Annotated in this window: 14 protein-coding genes; 3 read left to right on the forward strand and 11 right to left on the reverse strand. The window is 73.3% G+C overall.

Annotated features, from left to right (window positions below):
* Positions 1-296: 296 nt before the first annotated feature.
* Positions 297-1331: an NUDIX hydrolase gene (locus IF83_RS0112400; RefSeq protein WP_030544179.1), complete on the reverse strand. Its 1035-nt coding sequence runs from the start codon at positions 1329-1331 to the stop codon at positions 297-299.
* Between the two features lie 232 nt (positions 1332-1563).
* Positions 1564-2535: an ROK family protein gene (locus tag IF83_RS0112405; RefSeq protein ID WP_030544180.1), complete on the reverse strand. Its 972-nt coding sequence runs from the start codon at positions 2533-2535 to the stop codon at positions 1564-1566.
* A 202-nt stretch (positions 2536-2737) separates the two neighbouring features.
* Between IF83_RS0112405 and IF83_RS0112410 the strand changes: the two genes are divergently transcribed.
* Together IF83_RS0112410 and IF83_RS0112415 are read left to right on the forward strand one after the other, a co-directional pair.
* Positions 2738-3721: a LacI family DNA-binding transcriptional regulator gene (locus IF83_RS0112410; RefSeq protein ID WP_394297322.1), complete on the forward strand. Its 984-nt coding sequence runs from the start codon at positions 2738-2740 to the stop codon at positions 3719-3721.
* 312 nt (positions 3722-4033) lie between these two features.
* Positions 4034-5788 carry a glycoside hydrolase family 9 protein gene (locus tag IF83_RS0112415; RefSeq protein ID WP_208605874.1) on the forward strand — a complete coding sequence of 585 codons (1755 nt, stop codon included), beginning with the start codon at positions 4034-4036 and terminating at the stop codon, positions 5786-5788.
* A gap of 133 nt (positions 5789-5921) precedes the next feature.
* Here the strand turns inward: IF83_RS0112415 and IF83_RS0112420 are convergent, their stop codons facing one another.
* From IF83_RS0112420 to IF83_RS0112440, 5 genes are all read right to left on the reverse strand, one after another.
* Complete coding sequence (locus IF83_RS0112420) at positions 5922-7013, reverse strand: LacI family DNA-binding transcriptional regulator (RefSeq protein ID WP_051722701.1); 1092 nt, start codon at positions 7011-7013, stop codon at positions 5922-5924.
* Positions 7014-7187: 174 nt separating this feature from the next.
* Positions 7188-8150 (reverse strand): electron transfer flavoprotein subunit alpha/FixB family protein, encoded by a 963-nt coding sequence (locus IF83_RS0112425; protein WP_030544184.1) that lies wholly within the window; start codon positions 8148-8150, stop codon positions 7188-7190.
* A gap of 55 nt (positions 8151-8205) precedes the next feature.
* Complete coding sequence (locus IF83_RS0112430) at positions 8206-8991, reverse strand: electron transfer flavoprotein subunit beta/FixA family protein (RefSeq protein ID WP_030544185.1); 786 nt, start codon at positions 8989-8991, stop codon at positions 8206-8208.
* A 245-nt stretch (positions 8992-9236) separates the two neighbouring features.
* The gene (locus tag IF83_RS0112435) at positions 9237-9743 is read right to left on the reverse strand and encodes a flavin reductase family protein (RefSeq protein ID WP_030544186.1); all 507 of its coding nucleotides are present in this window, start codon (positions 9741-9743) and stop codon (positions 9237-9239) included.
* 199 nt (positions 9744-9942) lie between these two features.
* A complete protein-coding gene (locus tag IF83_RS0112440) occupies positions 9943-10272 on the reverse strand; it encodes a TlpA family protein disulfide reductase (RefSeq protein ID WP_030544187.1) in 330 nt (109 codons plus the stop codon).
* Positions 10273-10571: 299 nt separating this feature from the next.
* On the opposite strand from IF83_RS0112440, the gene IF83_RS0112445 reads away from it, so the two are divergent.
* Positions 10572-11300 carry a lysophospholipid acyltransferase family protein gene (locus IF83_RS0112445; protein WP_030544188.1) on the forward strand — a complete coding sequence of 243 codons (729 nt, stop codon included), beginning with the start codon at positions 10572-10574 and terminating at the stop codon, positions 11298-11300.
* A 28-nt stretch (positions 11301-11328) separates the two neighbouring features.
* Here the strand turns inward: IF83_RS0112445 and IF83_RS0112450 are convergent, their stop codons facing one another.
* From IF83_RS0112450 to IF83_RS0112465, 4 genes are all read right to left on the reverse strand, one after another.
* On the reverse strand, positions 11329-11946 hold the full coding sequence (locus IF83_RS0112450) for a transglutaminase-like domain-containing protein (RefSeq protein ID WP_030544189.1): 618 nt from the start codon (positions 11944-11946) through the stop codon (positions 11329-11331).
* A 126-nt stretch (positions 11947-12072) separates the two neighbouring features.
* Positions 12073-13191, reverse strand: coding sequence for a threonine aldolase family protein (locus IF83_RS0112455; RefSeq protein WP_078843411.1), 1119 nt, complete (start codon positions 13189-13191; stop codon positions 12073-12075).
* Positions 13170-13940: an SDR family NAD(P)-dependent oxidoreductase gene (locus tag IF83_RS0112460; RefSeq protein ID WP_030544191.1), complete on the reverse strand. Its 771-nt coding sequence runs from the start codon at positions 13938-13940 to the stop codon at positions 13170-13172. The genes IF83_RS0112455 and IF83_RS0112460 overlap by 22 nt, the downstream gene beginning before the upstream one ends.
* A 26-nt stretch (positions 13941-13966) precedes the next feature.
* Positions 13967-15367 (reverse strand): DUF6421 family protein, encoded by a 1401-nt coding sequence (locus IF83_RS0112465; RefSeq protein WP_030544192.1) that lies wholly within the window; start codon positions 15365-15367, stop codon positions 13967-13969.
* Between the last annotated feature and the right edge of the window lie 133 nt (positions 15368-15500).

Consider the following 15500-nt stretch of genomic DNA (forward strand, 5'->3'; position numbering starts at 1 on the left):
CCCTAGCCCGGCCGGGCGGAGGGGCCGGTTCCGTTCCGGACCGCACCATGCCCGCGCGGCACGGGCGTTACGCTCTCGGCGGATCCCGTTCGCCCGTCCATCCGCCGGAACACGGCGTGCTGTTCACCGGCGATGCCGTCGCCGGCCACGAGGGGCGGGCGGTCCTCGTGGTCGTCACCACGGACCGGGCCCGCGCCCTGGAGTCCTTTCAGCGGCTGGCCGCGCCGGACAGCGAGACCGTGTGCTTCGGGCACGGCGACCCGCTGACCGCCGGCGCCGCGGGCCTGCCGCGGGCGTCAGCCGACCGGCACGCCGTCCTCGAGGTTGAGCACGGTGGCGCGCTCCCGGGCGCGCAGGGCCCAGCGCAGCCGCCGGAAGCGCTCCGGCGGCAGCAGCGCGCCGGCCTCCTCCTCGGTGACGAAGCGCCAGGCGCGCAACTCGGCCGCCGGGAGCACCAGCCGACGGGCGTCGTCCTCGGCGACCCGTCCGCCGTCGAAGATCATGCGCAGACCGCCGTACGAGGGCGGCGCGGGCGGTTCCCAGTCCACGACGAGGAGCCGGGGCGTCCGGTCGAGCTCGATGCCGATCTCCTCGGCGACCTCCCGCACCCCCGCCCGCGCGGGCGCCTCGCCCGTCTCCACGACCCCGCCGGGGAACTCCCAGCCGGGCTTGTAGGTGGGGTCGACCAGCAGCACCCGGTCGCGGTCGTCGAAGAGCAGCACGCCCGCCGCCAGCGTCTCGGCGGCGGGCCGCGGCGTCTGGACGATCTCGCAGGCCCCCGCGCCGGACCGCAGGGCCTCGGCGACGCGCTCGGCGGTGTCGCGCGGGGTCAGCCCGGTGGCGTCGACGAGGTGGGCGTCCTCGGTGAGCCAGGGCAGCGCCGCGCGGTACGGCGGGATCTGCGCCAGGCACCGGGCGCGGACGGAGGCGGAGGCGCCGGGGTCGCCGGGGACGTCCTCCCGGGCGGCTATCCGCTGGCGAAGGATCGTTTCCTCGGTGTGCAGCAGCACATGCCTGACCGGGATGCGGCGGGAGGCGAAGCCGCCGAAGATCTCGTCCCGGTACTCCTGCCGCAGCAGCGTCATCGGCACGATCAGCACGCCGGGCGCTTCCGCGAGGACGGCGGCGCCGGTCTCCACGGTGAGCCGCCGCCAGGCCGGCAGATCGCGGATGTCCGCGACCTCCTCCAGGCGCTTGCGCGGCAGGATCGTCCGCAGACCGTCGCCGACCGGCTCCGGGTCGTAGAGCAGGCTGCCGGGGATCAGGTCCATCAGCTCGCGCGCCGCGGTGCTCTTGCCCGTGCCGAACGCGCCGTTCAGCCAGACGATCACGCTCTCCCCCTCGGATGTGGCCCACGGTGGGACTGCCCGCACCACCCTGCCACGGAAACACTTGTTCGTGTTCGGTACGGGGAACGGCCGTCACGGTCCCCGTGGAGATGGGCCGTGCCGTCGGCGTATGCGGGGACATTTCCCCTGGCTCCGCCCGTTCATCCCCGCCGCGGGTCAAGCGTCGGCCAACAAAGGCCGGCCGGCGCCCCGTCCGTGCGGGAACGCCGCACTGTCAGACGGACGACGCCGGGGGCCGGGTCCCCAGCACACCGCCCGAGAACGCCTGTGCGGCCGCCGCCGCACCGACCAGCCCCGCGTCGGCACCCATCCGCGCCGGGACGACCTCCAGGCCCCGGACGAACGAGAGGGTGGCGTAGTCCGTCAGGGCGCGGCGCAGGGGCGCGAAGAGCACCTCGCCCGCCCCGGCCACGCCCCCGCCGATGACCGCCACCTCGATCTCCACCAGGGTGGCCGTCGCCGCGATACCGGCGGCCAGAGCCTGCGCCGCGCGCCGGAAGGAGGCGGACGCCACCGGGTCGCCGGCCCGCGCGGAGCGCGCCACGGCGGCGGCTGTGACGTCGCCCTCCGGGCCGGGCCGCCAGCCGTGCTCCAGGGCGCGGCGGGCGATGTTGGGGCCGCTGGCGATGCGTTCGACACAGCCGCGGGAGCCGCAGGGACAGGGATCCCCGTCCAGGTCCACGCTGATGTGGCCGATGTGCCCGGCGTTGCCGGTCGGGCCGGGATGCAGCCGTCCGCCCAGCACCAGTCCGCCGCCGACGCCGGTCGAGACGACCATGCAGAGGGCGTTCGCCCGGCCGCGTGCCGCGCCGAGCCAGTGTTCGGCGGCCGTCATGGCGACACCGTCGCCGACGAGGACCACGGGCAGCGCGCCCACCGCGAGCCCGACTTCCTCCACCAGGGGGAAATCGCGCCAGCCGGGCACGTTGACCGGGCTGACCACGCCGGTGGAGGCGTCGACGGGTCCGGCGCTGCCGATGCCGAGGCGGGTGACCCGCTCCCAGAGCGGGGGATCGGCGGCGAGGTCGTCGAGGACGGCCCGGACGGCGGCCATCACCGTGGCGCCGTCCTCCCGCGCGGGCGTCGGGCGCTGGGACCGCCGCAGGATCTCGCCCCCTCCGCCGACGACAGCTCCGGCGATCTTCGTTCCGCCGATGTCGAGGGCGGCCACGAGGTCGTTGTGCATCGGCGGGGTCTCTCCGGTGGGCAGGGGCCGGGCCGCTCATCGCCCGGCCTGGGCTGTCGGGGCGTCATGCATCAGTCTCCTAGCTTCTGACAACGTTGTCCAGGCCGTATGCTGCCAGCCACCACTCCGCAGCAGACCAAGGATCCGCCACGTGGCCGACAGCACCCGCACTCCCGAACGCCGCTACGGCACCCGGCCCACCATGAAGGATGTCGCCGCACGCGCCGGGGTGGGGCTGAAAACCGTCTCCCGGGTCGTCAACGGCGAACCGGGAGTCACCCCCGACACCGTCCAGCGGGTGCGGGACGCCATCGAGGCACTGGGCTTCCGGCGCAACGACAGCGCCCGCATCCTGCGCAAGGGCCGCACCGCCAGCATCGGCCTGGTCCTGGAGGATCTGGCCGACCCGTTCTACGGGCCGCTCAGCCGGGCCGTCGAGGAGGCCGCCCGCGCCCACGGAGCGCTGCTGATCCACGGCTCCAGCGCCGAGGACCCGGAGCGGGAGCGCGAACTCGTCCTGGCCTTCTGCGCCCGCCGCGTCGACGGGCTCGTCGTCGTCCCGGCCAGCGAGGACCACCGCTATCTGGAGCCGGAGATCGCGGCCGGGATCGCCACCGTCTTCGTCGACCGGCCGCCGGGCCTGATCGAGGCGGACGTCGTGCTGACCGACAGCTACGCCGGCGCCCGCGAGGGCGTCGCCCATCTGATCGCGCACGGCCACCGCCGGATCGGCTTCATCGGCGACCAGCCGCGCATCCACACCGCCAAGGAGCGGCTGCGCGGCTACCGCGCGGCGATGGCCGCGGCCGGGCTGCCGGTGGACGAGCGGTGGGTGTCGCTCGGCCCGACCGATCCGGCGCGGGTGCGCGCCGCGGCCCGCGCGATGCTGGACGGCGCGCCGCCGGTCACCGCGCTGTTCTCGGCCAACAACCGGGTGACGGTCACGGTCGTGCGCGAACTCAGCGGCCGGACCCGGCCGGTGGCCCTGGTGGGCTTCGACGACTTCGAGCTGGCCGATCTGCTCGACCCGGCGGTGACCGTGATCGCACAGGACGCCGCCCTGCTGGGCCGTACGGCCGCCGACCGGCTCTTCCGCCGGCTGGACGGGGCGGACGACCCGTCCGAGGTGACGACCCTCCCGACCCGGCTGATCCCCCGCGGCTCCGGCGAACTGCCGCCCGCGTAGCGGCCCGCCGCCCCGGCCCGAATCCACCCTGCGGTATGCGACGGCACGTCGTGGCGGCACGGCCCGCCCACGCGGCCGAGAAAATTTCTCCGCCTGTTACGAACGTTGACCGACCCACCTCAACTCCGCCAGGATGAGCGCCAATTCGGCGCTCCTCCCATTTCCGCCTTTCGATTGGGAGCGCTCCCACACATTGGGCCGTCGCTCTGGACCGAGAAATTTTCTCCCCGTGCGGTGCGACGGCGTGATCCCCGGGAGGATCTTGTGCGCACTCGACACCGGGCTCGAATCCGGCGTCTCGGCACCACAGCCGTGGCAGTTCTCTGCCTGGCCGCCCTCACGCCCGCCGCCGGACACGCGGCCCCGGATCCGGGGCCCGCCGTCAAGGTCAACCAAGTGGCCTACGTGCCCGGATTACCCCATCAGGCGACGGTGGTGACCGGCTCCGGCACCCCGGTCACCTGGACTCTGCGCGACTCCTCCGGAACCACGGTGGCGTCCGGGCAGACGAGCGTGCGCGGCCCCGACTCGCTGTCCGGCGACTCCGTGCACGTCATCGACTTCTCGTCGTTCGACACCGCGGGTACCGGATACGTCCTGTCGGCGGCCGGCGCGGACAGCGGTCCGTTCGACATCTCGTCGGCTCCGCTCCGGAAGCTGCGGTACGACGCGCTCGCGTTCTTCTACCACCAGCGCAGCGGCACACCGATCCAGTCGCAGTACGCCGGCAGCCGGTACGCCCGGCCGGCCGGGCACCTGAACGTGCCGCCGAACCGGGGGGACGACAACGTGCCGTGCCGGGTGGACTGCGGCTACACCTCCGACGTGCGGGGCGGCTGGTACGACGCGGGCGACCACGGCAAGTACGGCGTCAACACCGGCATCGCGACCTGGCAGCTCGTCAACGAGTACGAGCGCACCCTGCACATCGACGGCGCCGACCGGACGGCCCTGTCCGACGGCACCCTGGCGATCCCCGAGCGCGGCAACGGCGTGCCCGACATCCTCGACGAGGCCCGCTGGGGCGTCGAGTTCCTGATGAGCATGCAGGTGCCCGAGGGCCGGACCGGCGCGGGCATGGTGCGGCACAAGGTCAGTGACGAGAACTGGACGAGTCTGCCGATGCGTCCCGATCAGGACCCGCAGCGGCGGGTGCTCTCCGCGGTGACCACGGCCGCGACCCTGAACCTGGCGGCCACGGCCGCGCAGGCGGCACGCGTGTGGCGGACGATCGACGCCGGCTTCTCCGCGCGGGCGCTGGCCGCGGCCGAGCGCGCCTACGCGGCGGCCAAGGCCGACCCGGCCCGCTACGCCGATCCCGCTGACGACATCGGCGGCGGGAGCTACGTCGACGACAACGTGACCGACGAGTTCTACTGGGCCGCCGCGGAGTTGTTCACCACGACGGGCTCGGCCGCCTACCGGGCGGACGTGACCGGTTCACCGCTGTTCCGCGGCAAGGGGTTCGGTGAGGGCGGCTTCGACTGGTGGTGGACGGCCGGCCTCGGGGACACGACCCTCGCACTGGTCCCCAACGGGCTGCCCGCCTCGGACGTCTCGGCGACGCGCGCCGCGTTCGCCTCCTACGGTGACCGGCTGCTGTCCCGGGCGGCCGGCCAGGGCTACCCGGCTCCCACCAGCGGCTACTGGTGGGGCTCCAACGGCGTCGTCGCCAACGCGGCGAACGTGCTCGCCCTGGCCCACGACTTCACCGGGCAGGCCAAGTACCGGGCGGGCGTGTACCAGGCACTGGACTACCTGTTCGGCCGCAACCCCTTCGGCCACTCCTACGTGACCGGCTACGGCGAGCGGGCCACGCGCAACGTGCACCACCGTTTCTGGGCCCATCAGCTCGACGCGACGCTTCCCACCGCACCCCCCGGCGTCCTGGCGGGCGGCCCGAACACCGATCTGCAGGACCCCGTGGCTCAGGAGCGACTGGCGGGCTGCAAGCCCCAGAAGTGCTACCTGGACGACATCAACGCCTGGTCGGTGAACGAAGTGGCGCTCAACTGGAACGCGGCGCTGTCCTGGCTGTCGTTCTGGGCTGCGGAGAAGGCCGGATAGGGCCCCCGAGGGCTGGACGCCTCGCGGGCGGATCCGGCGGGCCGCCGGGTGAGGTGGCCGAGGGCCTCCGGGTGTTGTTCGGCGCGGCGGCGTCCGAGGCCGGCGGTCCCCCGCCGGCGTCCCGGGTCCGCGATCAGACCGGCGGCCGCCGGAGTCCGTGCGGCCTCGTGTGCGAGACCTCCAGTGGCCTGCCGGAAGGGGGGCGGCCGGGCGGCGGCGCGGTGCTGGCCCGGACCACCAGTTCGGTGGGCACCTCGATCCGGTCGTGCCGCAGTTCCCGTCCGGCGGCCAGGTCGAGCAGGAACTCCGCGGCGGTGGCGCCCATCCGCATCAGTGGCTGGCGGACGGTGGTCAGCGGCGGGCCGGACCACTGACTGAACGCCAGGTCGTCGAAGCCGACGACACTCAGGTCGTGCGGGACCCGCAGCCCCGCGGCGTGCGCCGCCTCGTACACGCCCAGCGCCTGGAGGTCGTTGGCCGCGAAGACCGCCGTGGGCCGGTCGGGCAGCCGCAGCAGCCCGGCCGCCGCGTCCCGGCCGCCTTCGTAGTACAGCGGGGCGGTGCGGAGCAGTTCCGGGCCGTGCGGCAGACCGGCCGCGTCGAGCGCCGCCCGGAAGCCGTCCAGCCGGGCCCGGCAGCAGAGCAGTCCGTCGGGACCGTTCACCATCGCGATGCGGCGGTGTCCGAGCTCCAGCAGGTGGCGTGCGGCGACCAGGCCGCCGTTCCAGTTGGTCGCGCCGACCGAGGGGACCGGGCGGCTGGGCTCACCGGTGGGGTCCAGGGCGACGAGCGGGATACCGCGGCTCGCCAACTGCGCCAGCCGGCTGCCGCCGAACTCGGCGGACACCGCGATGACTCCGAACGGACGGCGGGCCAGCATCTGCCGCGCCCAGACGCTCTCCGGCTCGTGGCCGTCCCGCTTCTCGGTCAGCGCCACCGCGAGGCCGTGCGGCCGCACCACCTGCTCGACGCCTCGGATGATCTCCAGTGCCCACAAGCTGTCCAGCGCCTGGAACACGATCTCGACGATCGGGACCGTGTGAGCCTTCTCGTTCTTCCGGAATCCGTGCTCGCGGATCAGTTCCTCGATCCGCCGCCGTGTGCCCGCCGATACTCCGGTGCGGCCGTGGATCACCTTCGACACGGTCGACGCCGACACCCCCGCGAGTTCGGCGATGCGGGAAACGCTGATCTCTCCCCGCGGCCGTTCTGCTCCCTCTCCCACGGGGGAAGCCTACGGGACGCGGGCGGGGCCCCGGTCCTGTCCGCGGGGTCCTCCGCGCCGCCGGGCGGAGCCTGCGCCCGGGGGCGGGCGACGCCCTGCCGGGCGGTGGTGTGCGGACGGCGGAAGCCCCGGCGCACGTCCTGTGCGCCGGGGCTCCGCGAGCCGCTGGAGGGCTCAGCCCTTGCGGGCCTTGACCTCCTCGGTCAGCTGCGGGACGACCTGGAAGAGGTCGCCGACGACGCCGTAGTCGACCAGGTCGAAGATCGGGGCCTCGGAGTCCTTGTTGATGGCCACGATGGTCTTCGAGGTCTGCATGCCGGCCCGGTGCTGGATCGCGCCGGAGATGCCCGCCGCGATGTAGAGCTGCGGGGAGACCTGCTTGCCGGTCTGGCCGACCTGGTTGGTGTGCGGGTACCAGCCGGCGTCCACGGCGGCGCGGGAGGCGCCGACGGCCGCGCCGAGGGAGTCGGCCAGCGCCTCGATGACCGGGAAGTTCTCGGCACCGTTGACGCCGCGGCCACCGGAGACCACGATCGCGGCCTCGGTGAGCTCCGGGCGGCCGGTCGACTCGCGCGGGGTGCGCGAGGTGACCTTGGTGCCGGTGGCCTTGTCACCGAAGGTGACGGCGAGCTGCTCGACGGTCCCGGCGGCCTGGGCGGCCTCCGGAGCGGCCGAGTTGGGCTTGACGGTGATGACCGGGACGCCCTTGCTGACGCGGGACTTGGTGGTGAAGGCGGCGGCGAACACCGACTGCGTGGCCACCGGGCCCTCGTCGCCGGCCTCGACGTCGACGGCGTCGGTGATGATGCCGGAGCCGATGCGGACCGCGAGGCGGGCGGCGATCTCCTTGCCGTCGGCGGAGGACGGAACCAGGACGGCGGCCGGGGAGACGGCGGCGACCGCGGCCTCCAGCGCGTCGACCTTCGGCACGACCAGGTAGTCGGCGAACTCGGGGGCGTCGGCCGTCAGGACCTTCACCGCGCCGTACTCGGCGAGCACCGGGGCGGCGGTGTCGGCGCCGGGGCCGAGGTGCAGGGCGACCGGCTCACCGATGCGGCGGGCGATGGTCAGCAGTTCGAGGGTCGGCTTGCGGACGGAGCCGTCCACGTGATCGACGTAGACGAGAACTTCAGCCATGGGAATGCTCTCCTGCGGATACGAGTCTGGATCGGGGTGGGTGCTGAAGCTCGGCTCAGATGAACTTCTGGCCGGCGAGGAACTCGGCGAGCTGCTTGCCGCCCTCGCCCTCGTCCTTGACGATCGTGCCCGCGGTGCGCGGCGGGCGCGGCGTGGCGTCCTCGACCTTGGTCCAGGATCCCTCGAGGCCGACCTCGTCCGCCTCGATGCCCAGGTCGGACAGGTCCAGGGACTCCACCGGCTTCTTCTTGGCGGCCATGATGCCCTTGAAGGACGGGTAGCGCGCCTCACCGGACAGGTCCGTCACCGAGACGACGGCCGGCAGGGCGGCCTCCAGCTGCTCGGTGGCGGCGTCGCCGTCGCGGCGGCCGGTCACCTTGCCGTCCTCGACGGAGACCTCGGACAGCAGGGTCACCTGCGGGACGCCCAGGCGCTCGGCGAGGACCGCCGGAAGCACGCCCATGGTGCCGTCGGTGGAGGCCATGCCGCAGACCACGAGGTCGTAGCCGACGTGCTCGACGGCCTTGGCCAGCACCAGCGAGGTGCCGATGACGTCGGTGCCGTGCAGGTCGTCGTCCTCGACGTGGACGGCCTTGTCGGCACCCATCGACAGCGCCTTGCGCAGCGCGTCCTTGGCGTCCTCGGGGCCGACGGTGAGCACGGTGATCTCCGCGTCGTCCGCGTCCTCGGCGATCTGGAGGGCCTGCTCGACGGCGTACTCGTCGAGCTCGGACAGCAGGCCGTCGACCGCGTCGCGGTCGGTGGTCAGGTCCTCCGCGAAGTGCCGGTCGCCGGTGGCGTCGGGCACGTACTTCACACAGACAACGATCCTCAGGCTCACGCCGGCTCTCCTACCGCATCGTCTCTCATGAACTGCCTTGTGGGAGGCAGCATAGGCGCCTCCTCGGGCCGGACCCCGTCCGGGACATCCCGCGCTCCCGGCAATATATTACTCGCCAGTACACCCAGCCTGACGCCCGCGTGCAAGGGCGGTGAGCTGTGACCTCCGCTACGGTGTGCAACCGCACCGCACGGGTAGACGGGGCCGGTGCGCGGGCACAGCGGCGGCCCGCCTTCCCGCCCCGCTCAGTCCCGCAGACCGTTGAACCGACCGCCGTGGTAGACCAGCGGCCGTCCGGCACCGCCGGCGTCCCCCGCGACCACCTCGGCGACGACCAGGTGATGGTCGCCCGCGGGTGCGCGGGTGATGATCCGCCCCACCAGCCAGGCCGGCACGTCCTCCAGGACGGGAACTCCGTGCGGCCCGTACGACCAGCGGGTGGGCGCGGCGAAGCGGTCGGCGCCGCGGCGGGCGAAGGTCTCCGCGAGCTCCTGCTGATGCTCCCCCAGGATGTGCACCCCGATGTACCCGGCCTCGGCTATGACCGGCCAGCTCGACGAGGCCGTCCCCACCCCGAAGGAGAGCAGCGGCGGTTCGGCGGCCACGGAGGTCAGCGACGTGGCGGTGAACCCGGCGGGCCGGCGGGCGTGCGCGGTGATGACCGCCACACCGGCGGCGTGCCGGCGGAAGGCGGAGCGCAGGAGGCCGGTGGCCGCGACCGGGGACGTGTCGAGGTCGGACGAGGCCGTCATCAAAGGGGTCCTTGGGTTGTACGGAAAGGGCCGGGAAGGGGGACGGTTCAGCCGTCCGGGCAGAGCGCGCGGGCGCGCCGGGCGGGATCCGCCGGCATCCGGGGGTGGGGGGTTCTCGGCCGCATCACGCCAGCTTGACGAGGCGCGGCGCGCAGCGTCAAGGCCGCCCCGGCCGATGGGACCAGAGTCACGATCTTGGTCAGCGCACGGCTTCCCCGAGCGCGGCGATCACGTCGGCGCGGCGCGGAACACCGGCCGCGCGGCGGACGATCCGCCCGCCGGAGTCGAGGACGAGCACGGTGGGGGTGCTCTCGATGCCGAGGTCCCGCACGAGCTCCAGCCGCGCCTCGGCGTCCACCTCGACGTGCGCGACCCCGCCGACCATGCCCGCCACCGCGGCGAGGGTCCGCCGGGTGGCCCGGCACGGCTGGCAGAAGGCGGTGGAGAACTGGACGAGGGTGGCCCGTTCCCCCAGCTCCGCGCCGAGGTCCGCCGGCCGCAGGCGCCGTGCGCCGTCCTGGTCCCGCACTGTTCCGTCCTCCCCGCCGGCGGCCGCCGCCGGCCGCTCCGCCCACCGTCCGTGCCGGATGCAGCGTACGGACCGCCCCGCTGATTCCCGTACCGGCCGCCGTCCCGGGGCGTACGGACCGCTGACCGGGGAAGGCACCCGGTGGAAGCCGGCGGGGCGGACGTGACGAGGATCTCCCGGAGAGACGCCCGGCGGGGTGGCCGTCGGGTGGCGGTATCGGGCACGATCGGCCGCAGCCGGAAACCTACGGCTCCGTAACTTCTCCGGGAGAACCTCCCGGATACAGAAGGGCCCCCCGCATGGCAGAACTCGTCTATCCGCCGGTGATCGGTCTCGCGCGCACCATGTTCAAGGCGCTCGACCTCCGCATCGACATGCGGGGCACCGAGCACATACCGCGGGAGGGGGGCGCGGTGCTCGTCAGCAACCACATCGGCTATCTCGACTTCGTCTTCTGCGGGCTGACGGCCCTCCCCGCGAAACGCCTGGTGCGGTTCATGGCGAAGGAGTCGGTCTTCCGGCACAAGGTGTCCGGGCCGCTGATGCGCGCGATGAAGCACATCCCGGTCGACCGCTCCCAGGGCGAACAGGCGTACGCGCACGCGCTGAAGGCGCTCCGCTCGGGCGAGATCATCGGGGTCTTCCCGGAGGCGACCATCTCGCAGTCGTTCACGCTGAAGACCTTCAAGTCGGGCGCGGCCCGGCTGGCGCAGGAGGCCGGAGTGCCGCTGCTGCCGATGGCCCTGTGGGGCACCCAGCGGATCTGGACGAAGGGCCGCCCGCGCGACATGGGACGGAACCACATCCCCATCACCATCCGGGTGGGCGAGCCGGAGCCGGCCGACCCGGCGGACTCGGCCGCCAACGTCACCCAGCGGGTCAAGGTCCGGGTGCAGGAGCTGCTGGAGGCGGCGCAGCGCGCCTACCCGGTCCGGCCCAAGGGCCCGGAGGACACCTGGTGGGTGCCGGCGCATCTCGGCGGTACCGCGCCGGCCCCGGCGCAGGTCCGCTCCCGCGACGACGACTGAACCGTCATCACCTCCCGGCCCGGCCCGGTCACCGGGCCGGGGCCGGGAGGTCTTCGGGGAGTTCCCCCGGCAGCCGGCGGAACAGCTCCTCCCGGCCGACGGCCGTGCGCAGGGCGCCCAGGACCGGGGGCGGCGGGGTCGCGTACAGGGTGCGGTAGTCGGTGTCGCCGCTTCCGGGCCGCACGGCGAAGGCCAGCCGTTCCGTCTCCGTGGAGAACTGGGCGTCCACGCCCGGTTTGTTGCCGCGCGGGTCCTGGCGGGCCCAGTGCCGCCGCCCGGGCAGCCGGAGCGCGACGAGGCCGTGGACGACACCGTCCAGCCGCTGGTAGCAGAGACCGGCGGGGATGCCCTCGGCCCGCAGCAGGGCCGTCAGGGCGTGGGACTTGGCGTAGCAGATGCCGGTGCGCTGCTCCAGCACGTCGGACGCGCGCCAGGTGACGCGGTCGTCCCCGGTGTCGGCGGAGTGCGGGACGGTGTCGCGGACGAACTCGAAGGCCGCGCGGGCGTACGCCTCCGGGGAGCCCGCACCGGCGCGCAGCCGGCCGGCGGTCTCCCGCACCAGGGGGTGCGTGTGGTCGATGACGTCGTCGGCGGCCAGGTACGCGGACGGGTCCGGGGAAGCGGGCCGCAGGTCGGGTGGGGTCATGACCGGCAGCGTAGAAACGCGCCCGGCCGCGCGTCAATGCATTTGCGGCCGGGCGCATAACTATGCGGATATGCGGCTGCCGGGTCGATGCGGTCCGGCATCCGGTGCGGTTCGGCGCGGGAGCCGTCAGCCCCGGTCCATCTCCTCGGCCAGCGCGGCCGTGAAGGCGTCCACATCCGCCTCGGTGGTGTCGAAGGCGCACATCCAGCGGACGATGCCGGCCTCCTCGTCCCAGAAGTAGAAGCGGTGCCGCTTCTGCAGCCGTTCGGCGGCGTCCCGGGGCAGCCGGGCGAAGACGGCGTTGGCCTCCACCGGGTGGACGATCTCCACGCCGGGCACCTCCCGGACGCCCGCCGCCAGCCGCTGGGCCATCGCGTTGGCGTGCGCGGCGCTCCGCTGCCAGAGGTCGCCGGAGAGCAGTGCCTCGAACTGCACGGAGACGAAGCGCATCTTGGAGGCGAGCTGCATCGACAGCTTGCGCAGATGCTTCATGGCGCGCACCGCGTCCGGGTTGAGCACCACCACGCACTCACCGAACAGCAGGCCGTTCTTGGTGCCGCCGAAGGACAGCGTGTCCACGCCCGCGTCGGTGGTGAACGCGCGCAGCGGCACGCCCAGCGACGCCGCGGCGTTGGCGATGCGCGAGCCGTCGAGGTGGACCGTCATCCCGCGCTCGTGGGCGTGGTCACAGATGGCCCGGATCTCCTCGGGGGTGTAGCAGGAGCCGAGCTCGGTCGTCTGGGTGATCGAGACGACCTGCGGCTGCGCGCGGTGCTCGTCGTCCCAGCCGTACGCCTCGCGGTCGATCAGCGCGGGGGTGAGCTTGCCGTGCTCGGTGGGCACGCTCAGCAGTTTGAGCCCGCCGACCCGCTCCGGGGCGCCGCCCTCGTCCACGTTGATGTGCGCGCTCTCCGCGCAGATCACCGCGCCCCAGCGCTCGGTCATCGCCTGGAGGGCGACGACGTTGGCGCCGGTGCCGTTGAAGACGGGGAACGCCTCGGCCCGGGGCCCCAGATGGGAGCGGAACACCTCCTGGAGATGGCCGGTGTAGGCGTCCTCGCCGTAGGCGGTCTGGTGGCCGCCGTTGGCGAGGGCCAGCGCCGCCAGGATCTCCGGGTGCGCGCCCGCGTAGTTGTCACTGGCGAAGCCGCGCGCCGCGGGGTCGTGGCGGCGCACGGCGTCGGGGCGGGCGGTTCCGGCCGCGCCGGGGTCACCGGACTCGGTCAGGGTTGCGGGGTCAGCCACAGGCGCTTTCCGTTCACTTCCTCGGCGGGCCGCTCCCAGACGCCGGTGATGGCCTCGGCCAGCTCCTTGACGTCGGTGAAGCCCGCGAACTTCGCGTGGGGGCGCTCGGCACGCATCGCGTCGTGCACCAGCGCCTTCACCACCAGGATGACAGCGGCCGCGGGCAGCCCCTCGCCGTCCCCCTCCTTCCGGAGGGCGTCCGCGAGGGCCAGGGTCCACGCCTCGGCCGCGGCCTTGGCCGACGCGTAGGCGGCGTTGCCCGCCGTCGGCTTGCTGGCGCCGGCCGCGCTGACGAGCACGAAACGGCCCCTGCCGCTGCGGCGCAGCGCGTCGTGGAACGCGAGGGAGGTGTGCTGGACCGTGCGGATCAGCAGGTTGTGCAGGGTGTCCCAGTCCGCGAGGGGGGTCGCGGCGAAAGTCTTGCTGCCGCGCCAGCCGCCGACGAGGTGGACGAGGCCGTCGATCCGGCCGAACTCCTTCTCGGTGCGGTCGGCCCAGGCGCGGGTCGCGTCCAGGTCGAGCAGGTCCACGGTCTCGCCGGTGACCGCTGCTCCGCCGTGGGCGTAGCGGGCGGCGTCCACCGCCTCGGCGAGCCGCTCCACGTCGGCGTCGGCGGCGACGACGGTGGCCCCCGCCTCGGCCAGCCGCAGCAGGGCCGCCCGGCCGGCGGGGCCGGCCGCGCCGGCCACCGCCACCACGGCGCCCTCCAGCGGGCCGTTGCCCGCGGTCTTCCCCACGCTGCCGTTCATCGTCGTCGCCTCCTCGTCCGTACCGCTCACGCGGCCGCCGTCCCGGGGGTACCCGTGGCGGTGATGCCCTTCGTGGACGCGATCACACCGCGCAGCTTCTTCGCAAGCGCCTCGTAGAACATGCTGAGCGGGAATTCGTCCGGAAGCACCTCGTCCACCAGCTTGCGCGGCGGCAGCGACAGGTCGAGCGCGTCGGGGCCCTTGTTCCAGACGGAGCCGGGGTGCGGCGCCAGGTAGGTGGAGACGAGCTCGTAGGCCGCGAACCAGTGGACGAGCTTGGGCCGGTCGATGCCGTCGCGGTAGAGCTTCTCGATCTCGCCGAGGAGCTGCTGGGTGACCTGCGGGGCCCGGTCCCAGTCGATGTGCAGGGTGTTGTCCGTCCAGCGGACGACGTCGTGCCGGTGGAGGTAGGCGAAGAGGAGCTGGCCGCCGAGGCCGTCGTAGTTCTTGACGCGGTCGCCGGTGACCGGGAAGCGGAACATCCGGTCGAAGATGACGGCGTACTGCACGTCGCGGCCCTGCGGCAGCCCTTCCTCCGCGAGGCGCACGGCCTCCCGGAAGGCGGTGAGGTCGCAGCGCAGCTCCTCCAGCCCGTACATCCAGAACGGCTGGCGCTGCTTGATCATGAACGGGTCGAAGGGCAGGTCGCCGTGGCTGTGCGCCCGGTCGTGGATCATGTCCCAGAGCACAAAGGCCTGCTGGCAGCGGTCCTGGTCGGTCAGCATGGCGCGGATGTCCTCGGGGACGTCCAAGCCGAGGATGTCCACCGCGGACTCGGTGACGGTACGGAAGCGGGCGGCCTCGCGGTCGCAGAAGATCGCGCCCCAGGAGAAGCGGTCGGGGACCTCGCGGACCGCGACGGTCTCCGGGAAGAGCACGGCGGAGTTGGTGTCGTAGCCGGAGGTGAAGCCCTCGAAGGTGATGCCGAGGAAGAGCGGGTTGTCGAAGCGCTCGCCCTCCAGGGCGGCCAGCCAGTCCGGCCAGACGACGCGGAAGACGACGGCTTCGAGGTTGCGGTCCGGGTTGCCGTTCTGGGTGTACATCGGGAAGACGACGAGGTGCTGCCGGCCGTCCACGCGGCTCTCGGCGGGACGGAAGGCGAGCAGCGAGTCCAGGAAGTCCGGCACGCCGAAGCCGCCGTCCGCCCAGCGGCGCAGGTCGGCCACGAGAGCCCGGTGGTACTCCGCGTCGTGCGGCAGCAGCGGGGACAGCTCCCGTACGGCGCCGGCCACCCGGTCCACGGCCGCCTCGACGGCGGAGCGGTGGGGTGCGTTCCCGTCCGTGAAGTCGATCGAGCCGTCCTTCGACTGCCGGGAACGGATCTCCTCCACGGCGGCCTCGAGCACCGGCCAGGCCGGATGATCGATCACACGCTCAACCGTGGAAGCTGAAGCTCCCCGCTCTTCACGCACAAGAATTTCCGTCATTGCTACCCCTCAACCAGAGATAATTTCGCTCCGCTACGGTACCCACTAAAGAATCTGCACCTCAACCGGGGCTGCCGTAAGACATTCGGCCGATCTGGTACCCGGCCGCAAGTTTTCCCGTGATGGACAGTAC

Source organism: Streptomyces albus subsp. albus (assembly GCF_000719865.1).
Lineage (GTDB): Bacteria > Actinomycetota > Actinomycetes > Streptomycetales > Streptomycetaceae > Streptomyces > Streptomyces albus_E.